Source organism: Nitratireductor luteus, from assembly GCF_026162365.1.
Classification (GTDB): Bacteria; Pseudomonadota; Alphaproteobacteria; order Rhizobiales; family Rhizobiaceae; genus Chelativorans; species Chelativorans luteus.
Window position 1 is genome coordinate 23,025 of record NZ_JAOANW010000023.1, and the last position, 7,288, is coordinate 30,312.

At 62.2% G+C, this 7,288-nt stretch carries 8 protein-coding genes; 7 read left to right on the plus strand and 1 reads right to left on the minus strand.

All coding sequences use genetic code 11. The annotated features are described in order from the left end of the window. Positions 1-101: 101 nt before the first annotated feature. The 7 genes from urtA (at position 102) to N1058_RS22980 (ending at position 6,556) form a co-directional block, all read left to right on the plus strand. Positions 102-1,304, plus strand: a complete 1,203-nt coding sequence (urtA, locus tag N1058_RS22950) for an urea ABC transporter substrate-binding protein (protein ID WP_420848035.1) — start codon at positions 102-104, stop codon at positions 1,302-1,304. Between the two features lie 87 nt (positions 1,305-1,391). Further along, a complete protein-coding gene (gene urtB, locus N1058_RS22955) occupies positions 1,392-2,318 on the plus strand; it encodes an urea ABC transporter permease subunit UrtB (protein WP_265519911.1) in 927 nt (308 codons plus the stop codon). A 13-nt stretch (positions 2,319-2,331) separates the two neighbouring features. Then, entirely contained in the window at positions 2,332-3,471 is a 1,140-nt protein-coding gene (gene urtC / locus N1058_RS22960; RefSeq protein WP_265519912.1) for an urea ABC transporter permease subunit UrtC, read from the plus strand. Positions 3,472-3,482: 11 nt separating this feature from the next. Further along, positions 3,483-4,256: an urea ABC transporter ATP-binding protein UrtD gene (gene urtD / locus N1058_RS22965; protein ID WP_265519913.1), complete on the plus strand. Its 774-nt coding sequence runs from the start codon at positions 3,483-3,485 to the stop codon at positions 4,254-4,256. A 3-nt stretch (positions 4,257-4,259) separates the two neighbouring features. Beyond that, the gene (gene urtE, locus N1058_RS22970; RefSeq protein ID WP_265519914.1) at positions 4,260-4,949 is read left to right on the plus strand and encodes an urea ABC transporter ATP-binding subunit UrtE; all 690 of its coding nucleotides are present in this window, start codon (positions 4,260-4,262) and stop codon (positions 4,947-4,949) included. 33 nt (positions 4,950-4,982) lie between these two features. Next, positions 4,983-6,215, plus strand: coding sequence for a formamidase (gene fmdA, locus N1058_RS22975; RefSeq protein ID WP_265519915.1), 1,233 nt, complete (start codon positions 4,983-4,985; stop codon positions 6,213-6,215). An 11-nt stretch (positions 6,216-6,226) separates the two neighbouring features. Then, positions 6,227-6,556 carry an FmdB family zinc ribbon protein gene (locus tag N1058_RS22980; protein WP_265519916.1) on the plus strand — a complete coding sequence of 110 codons (330 nt, stop codon included), beginning with the start codon at positions 6,227-6,229 and terminating at the stop codon, positions 6,554-6,556. 479 nt (positions 6,557-7,035) lie between these two features. Here the strand turns inward: N1058_RS22980 and N1058_RS22985 are convergent. Then, positions 7,036-7,288, minus strand: a 253-nt coding sequence (locus tag N1058_RS22985; RefSeq protein ID WP_265519917.1) for a TonB-dependent receptor, incomplete at its 5' end; no start/stop codon positions are given.

The window sequence follows — 7,288 nt, forward strand, 5'->3', positions numbered from 1 at the left end:
ACAGGCCAGCAGTTCAGATCAGGCAGCGAGGCACAAGCATGATGAGCGACGACACCCCTCGGAAATCACCCATCGCCACGCGCAGGCGGGTTCTAGCCGGCATGAGCGCCCTGCCCTTCATGGGCATACTGGGAACGAAAGTGAGCGCGGCCGATTATCCGACGGCCGTGGTGAACACCACGGGCCTGGCCGTAACCGACGATAAGGTGACGGTCGGCATACTCCACTCGGTCACCGGCACGATGTCGATCTCGGAGACCGGCTCGGTGCAGGCGGAAAAGCTGGCCATCAAGCAGATCAACGATGCGGGCGGCGTGCTGGGCCGGCAGATCGACTTCATCCAGGAGGACGGGGCATCCGACTGGCCGACCTTTGCCGAGAAGGCGAAAAAGTTGCTCGTGCAGGACAAGGTCGCCTCGGTCATGGGATGCTGGACGTCCGCCTCGCGCAAGGCGGTCTTGCCGGTCTTCGAGCAGTATAACGGCATGCTCTACTACCCCACCTTCTATGAGGGCCTGGAGCAGTCGCCCAACGTCATCTACACCGGCCAGGAAGCCACGCAGCAGATCATCGCCGGCATCGACTGGGTGGTGAGCAACAAGGGCGCCAAGAGCTTCTATCTGCTGGGCTCCGACTATATCTGGCCGCGCACCTCCAACAAAATCGCCCGCAAGCATATCGAGAAGCTGGGGTTGGAGGTGGTGGGCGAGGAGTACTACCCACTCGGCCACACTCAGTTCAACTCGGTAATCAACAAGATCAAGCTCAGGAAGCCCGACGTCATCTACGCCATCGTAGTCGGTGGTTCCAATGTCGCCTTCTACAAGCAGCTGAAGGCCGCCGGCATCGACATGACCAAGGAGAAGCCGCTGCTTCTCACTATCTCGGTGACGGAGGACGAGATCCTGGGCATCGGCGGCGAGAACATCGTCGGCGCCTATGCCTGCATGAAATATTTCCAGAGTCTGCCGAACGACAACAATGTCGAGTTCGTCAAAGCCTTCAAGGAGATGTGGGGCGATGACATCGTCATCGGCGACGTCACGCAGGCCGCCTACCTCGGGCCCTGGCTCTGGAAGATGGCGGTCGAGAAGGCCGGCAGCTTCGACATCGACAAAGTGCGCGAAGCCTCGCCCGGTATCGAGTTCGCCAAGGCGCCGGAAGGCTATGTGCGCATCCACGAGAACCACCATCTGTGGTCGAAGACGCGCGTCGGCCACGCGCTCGACGACGGACAGTACGAGGTCGTCTACGAGACCGAGGACCTCGTGGAGCCAGAGCCCTTCCCCGAGGGCTACCAATAAGCCTTGCGACCGGCCCCTCCGGCAAATCGTCCGGAGGGGCTCCGGCTCAGCCGCTCCACCGTCACTTCCCGTCTGCACGAGGCTACCATGATCGGCGACTACACGCTTGTCGAATTCAGCTCCATCCTGGCGATGCAGGGCTTCGCCGGGCTGATCCTCTTTTCCGTCTTCGTGCTGATGGCGCTGGGGCTTGCCGTCATCTTCGGCCAGATGGGCGTCATCAACATGGCGCATGGCGAGTTCATGATCCTCGGCGCCTATGTCACATGGCTTTGCTCGCAATTCGTGACGGCATACGTACCCGCGCTCTTTCCCATCTACTTCTTCATCGCCATGGCGCTCGCCTTCGTGGCCTCCGGCGCGCTCGGCATCCTCGTCGAATGGGCGCTGATCAGGCATCTCTACAAGCGCCCGCTCGACACGCTGCTTGCCACTTGGGGGCTGAGCCTTATCCTGCAGCAGCTCTACCGCTCCGTGTTCGGCGCCCGCGAGGTCGGCGTCAGCCTGCCGGACTGGATGATGGGCTCCTTCCCGCTCACCGACATCATCGAGGTGCCCATCAACGGCCTTTTCGTGATGGCGCTGACCATACTGATCTCGCTCGCCGTCTTCCTGCTGATGTTCCGCTCCCGCTGGGGCAAGCAGGTGCGCGCGGTGGTGCAGAACCGCCCCATGGCGGGTGCCGTCGGGATCAACACCAAGAAGGTCGACCGCCTGACTTTCGGTCTTGGATGCGGCGTGGCGGGCGTGGCCGGCTCCGCCTTCACCATGATCGGCTCCACCGGGCCGACGGCCGGCCAGCTCTACATTGTCGACACCTTTCTCGTCGTCGTCTTCGGCGGTGCTGCGAGCCTCATCGGCACGATCGCCTCAGCCTTCACCATCTCCCAGGCGCAGTCGACGATGGAGTTCTTCATGTCGGGCTCCATGGCCAAGGTGCTCACGCTTCTGACCGTCGTCGGCATCCTCATGCTGCGGCCGGAAGGCCTCTTCACGCTCAAGATGCGCCGCTGACGGGAGAAACGCCATGAACATCACCCTTTACTCCCGGCGCGAATGGATCGCACTCGCCATCCTTTCCGCCCTCATCCTCATCGTCTTCCCCGCCACGATGGACATCTTCCGCCTCAACCTCGTCGGCAAATATCTGACCTATGCCTTCGTGGCCGTCGGCCTCGTTCTGTGCTGGGGTCATGGCGGGATCCTCAGCCTCGGACAGGGAATCTTCTTCGGGCTTGGCGGCTACTGCATGGCGATGTTCCTGAAGCTGGAAGCCTCCAGCCCGGAAAATACGGCCATTCAGTCCACCCCCGGCATCCCCGACTTCATGGACTGGAACCAGGTGACCGAGCTTCCCTTCTGGTGGGTCCCGTTCAAGTCGTTCCCCTTCACCCTCGTTGCGGTTGTCGTAGTGCCCGTCATCTTTGCCTGGATCATCGGCGCGGCCATGTTCAAAAGGCGGGTGGGCGGCGTCTATTTCGCCATCATCACGCAGGCGTTCGCAGCCATCCTCACCATTCTGATCGTCGGCCAGCAGGGCTATACGGGCGGCGTCAACGGCATCACCGACCTGCGTACGCTGCTTGGCTGGGATATCCGGACCGACGGCGCCAAGGTCATCCTCTACTTCGTCAACGCCGCCCTCCTGATCGCCGTCCTCCTGGTCGGCCAGATGGTGCGTGTGTCGAAGTTCGGCCGCCTCCTCATCGCCATGCGCGACAAGGAGGACCGGGTACGCTTCTCCGGCTATGACGTGGCCAACTTCAAGATGTTCATCTTCTGCCTGGCAGCCGCCTTCTCGGCCATCGGCGGGGCCATGTTCACGCTGCAGGTAGGCTTCATGTCTCCCTCATTCGTGGGCATCGTGCCGTCGATCGAGATGGTCATTTTCGCAGCGGTCGGCGGGCGGCTGTCGCTCTTCGGCGCGGTCTACGGTGCGCTTATCGTCAACTGGGCGAAGACCAGCTTTTCCGAGACTTTCCCGGAATTGTGGCTCTTTGCGATGGGCGGGCTCTTCATCGCGGTCGTCATGACCTTCCCCAACGGGCTTGCCGGCCTCTTCCGTTCCCATGTCGAGCCGCTTGTGGCGCGGCTCCTGCGGAAGCCGGTCGTGGCGGCACGGGAAACGACGACGGCCGCGGAGCCAGCCAAGCTCGCGGCCGAATAGGAGGCTCATTCATGCAACAGGCAAACACGGCTCCGGCCAGCCCCGCGCCCAAGGACTTCCTGCTCTCGGTCGAAGGGCTCACCGTCTCCTTCGACGGCTTCAAGGCGGTCAACGGCCTCTCCTTCTACGTGGACGAGAACGAGATCCGCGTCATCATCGGCCCCAACGGTGCCGGCAAGACGACCGTACTCGACCTGATCTGCGGACGCACCAGAGCGACCGAAGGCTCGATCCGCTTTCGCGATCAGGAATTGACGCGCATGAAGGAGCACCAGATCGTCCATGCCGGCGTCGGCCGTAAATTCCAGAACCCGTCCATCTACGAGGATTTGACGGTCTTCGAGAACCTGGAGCTCTCCTTCCCGCGCGGGCGCGGCGTGTTCGGCGCGCTGGCCTTCAGGCGGGATGCGCAGGTTATCGAACGGGTCGAGGAGATCGCGGAAACGATCTTCCTAAAGGACCAACTCGACACGCAGGCGGCAATCCTGAGCCACGGTCAGAAGCAATGGCTGGAGATCGGCATGCTTCTGATCCAGAGCCCGGAGCTCCTGATGCTCGACGAACCGGTGGCCGGCATGAGCGTGTCGGAGCGCGTGAAAACGGCAGAACTGCTCCACCAGATCATCAAGGGCCATTCCGTGATCGTCATCGAGCACGACATGAAATTCGTCCAGGACATCGCCCACCGCGTCACGGTCATGCACCAGGGCAAGGTGCTGTCGGAGGGTTCGATGGACCATGTCCAGCACGACCCGAAGGTCATCGAAGTCTATCTGGGGCACTAGAAAATGCTGAGCGTCGACAACCTTTCCGTCTCCTACGGCCAGAGCGAGGTTATTCACTCCGTCTCTTTCGGCGTCCAACCCGGCGAGATCGTCGCCATCATGGGCCGCAACGGCATGGGCAAGACTACGCTCATGAAGTCGCTCATCGGCATGGTGCCCGCGCAGTCGGGCGGCATCAGCGTCGACGGCGCAGCGATCGAGGGGACGGAAAGCTACGAGCGCGTGGCCAACGGTCTCTCCTATGTCCCGCAGGGCCGCATGATCTTCTCCACCATGACGGTGAAGGAGAACATCGAGACGGGGCTGGCCGTCGCCGGCGAAAATACTGTCCCCGGTGACATCTACGAGCTGTTCCCCATGCTGCTCGAAATGAAGGGGCGGCGCGGCGGCAACCTTTCGGGCGGCCAGCAGCAACAGCTGGCAATCGCTCGCGCCCTCGCCTCACGCCCCAAGGTGCTGCTGCTTGACGAGCCCACGGAGGGCATCCAGCCCTCCATCATCAAGGAGATGGCGCGCACGCTGCGCCGGATCCGCGATGCGCGGGGCCTCTCCATCGTCGTCTCCGAACAGGTCCTGAGCTTCGCCCTCGACATCGCCGACCGGGTGCTCGTCATCGAGAACGGTGCGTTCGTCCACGAGAGCCCGCGGGAAGGGATCGACGAGAAGAATGTCGCATCCTTCCTATCCGTCTGAGCCGTTCAACCAATCACAAGAGAGGAGCCACCCATGCCCGACACATTGATCAAGGTCGATCTCGCGACTTCGCCCTATGAAAACGAGAAAATCCACAACCGCTGGCATCCCGACATCCCCATGGCCTGCTGGGTCGAACCGGGCGACGATTTCCGTGTCGAGACGCATGACTGGACGGGCGGTCAGATCAAGAATGACGACGACGCTTCCGACGTGCGCGACGTGGACTTGAACCAGGTCCATTTCCTGTCAGGGCCGATCGGCGTCAAGGGTGCGGAACCGGGTGATCTCCTGGTGGTCGATATCCTCGATATCGGCGCCTTCGAGAATTCGCTGTGGGGTTTCAACGGCTTCTTCTCCAAGAAGAACGGCGGCGGCTTCCTGACCGAGCATTTCCCCGAGGCACAGAAATCCATCTGGGATTTCCACGGCATGTTCACCTCCTCGCGCCACGTGCCGGGGGTGAAATATGCTGGCCTCATCCATCCGGGCCTCATCGGCTGCCTGCCGGACAGGAAGATGCTGGAGATGTGGAACACGCGCGAGAAAGCGCTGTTCGATACCGACCCCGAGCGCGTGCCAGCGCTTGCCACGCTGCCTAATGGCGACAAGTCCGCCCATATGGGCAAGCTCAAGGGCGAAGCGCGCGACAAGGCCGCCGCCGAGGGCGCGCGCACCGTGCCGCCGCGCGAACACGGCGGCAACTGCGACATCAAGGATTTGAGCCGCGGCTCCAAGATCTACTTCCCCGTCTATGTGGACGGGGCCGGGCTCTCCATGGGCGATCTCCACTTCTCCCAGGGCGACGGCGAGATCACCTTCTGCGGCGCCATCGAGATGGCCGGCTGGCTGCACATCAAGGTCTCGCTGCTCAAAGACGGCATGGCCAAATACGGCATCAGGAACCCGATCTTCCGCCCCTCGCCCATCACGCCGAAATACGACGATTACCTCATCTTCGAGGGCATCTCGGTCGACGAAGCCGGCAAGCAGCATTATCTCGACGTACACATCGCCTACCGCCAGGCCTGCCTCAACGCCATCGAATATCTGACAAAGTTCGGCTATTCGCGCGCCCAGGCCTACGCCATCCTCGGCACAGCACCCGTGCAGGGCCATATCTCCGGCGTGGTCGACATACCGAACGCGTGCGCCACGCTGTGGCTCCCGACCGATATCTTCGAGTTCGAGATCATGCCGGGCAGCGACGGGCCGACGAAGTTCCTCGACGGTTCCGTATCCGTGCCCTTGGCGCACGATCTCTGAGGCGGCTTGCCATGCCCTTTTACGACTACGAATGCGCGGAGTGCGGTGTCTTCACCGCGCTCCGCCCCATGGCCGCTTCGGCCGAGCCCTGCGACTGCCCCGATTGCGGCGCATCCGCCCCCCGTGTCATCCTGCGCACACCCAACTTCGCCCTCATGGACCCTGGCATGCGGACAGCACACGCCACCAACGAGCGCTCGGCAGCGAGCCCGAAGAGCACCCAAGCGGGGCACGGCCCTGGATGCTCTTGTTGCTCCGCCAAGCCATCATCTCGAACCCTCACTCGACCGGACGGATCCAAGGCCTTCCCCGCGGCCCGACCTTGGATGGTAAGCCACTAGTGCCTGTCCATAAACGCGTGTTTTTCCAAATGGTTATCGGCCAGCGGCGACTTGATGTGGGGTGCAATGGGGTGCTCGGCCGAGACGCGGCGCCAAGAACGAGGCGGATGGCGTGTCGACGGCAGGTTCGCGCAAGACCGCTCGGCCGGCGGTTACAGAAGGACCGATTGGAACCCCAGGGGACACGAAGGCCCTCAGATTGACTTACCAAATATCGGACAGCTACCGTGACCTCAAGTCATCCGTTGAGATGGACACGACCATGTGAGCCGTTGCAACCAACCGGACGGTTGGAGCGAAGTGCCAGTCTATAGCGTCAATAACAACAGTGTGTTGACCGATGTCGCAGGCATGGTTCGAGACGTCGATGCGGCACGCGCGGTACGCGGTCAATCCTGATGCGTTCGCCGGCATGCTGACGACCATCAGCACTGTGGCCCGGCTGGAGTGAAACGGCTCCGGTCGGATACGTTCTGTGCTCACCAATTCATCGTATAGACGGCCTTCACGGTCGTTCCGGGCGCCGGCAGATGGCTGGTGTTGCTGCCGCTCCGCAGGAGCTGGCTATAGACAGGCGCATAATCCGCATTGAAGAGATTCTCGACACCGACGTCCAGCTTACCCCTAGGCAGTTCAAAGCTGGAATAGGCGTCGACGACCAGATAGTCCTCCACCGCCCGACCGCCGAAGCCGACACCGTCCTCGAAGGCGCGGTCACGGCTGCCCGAATAA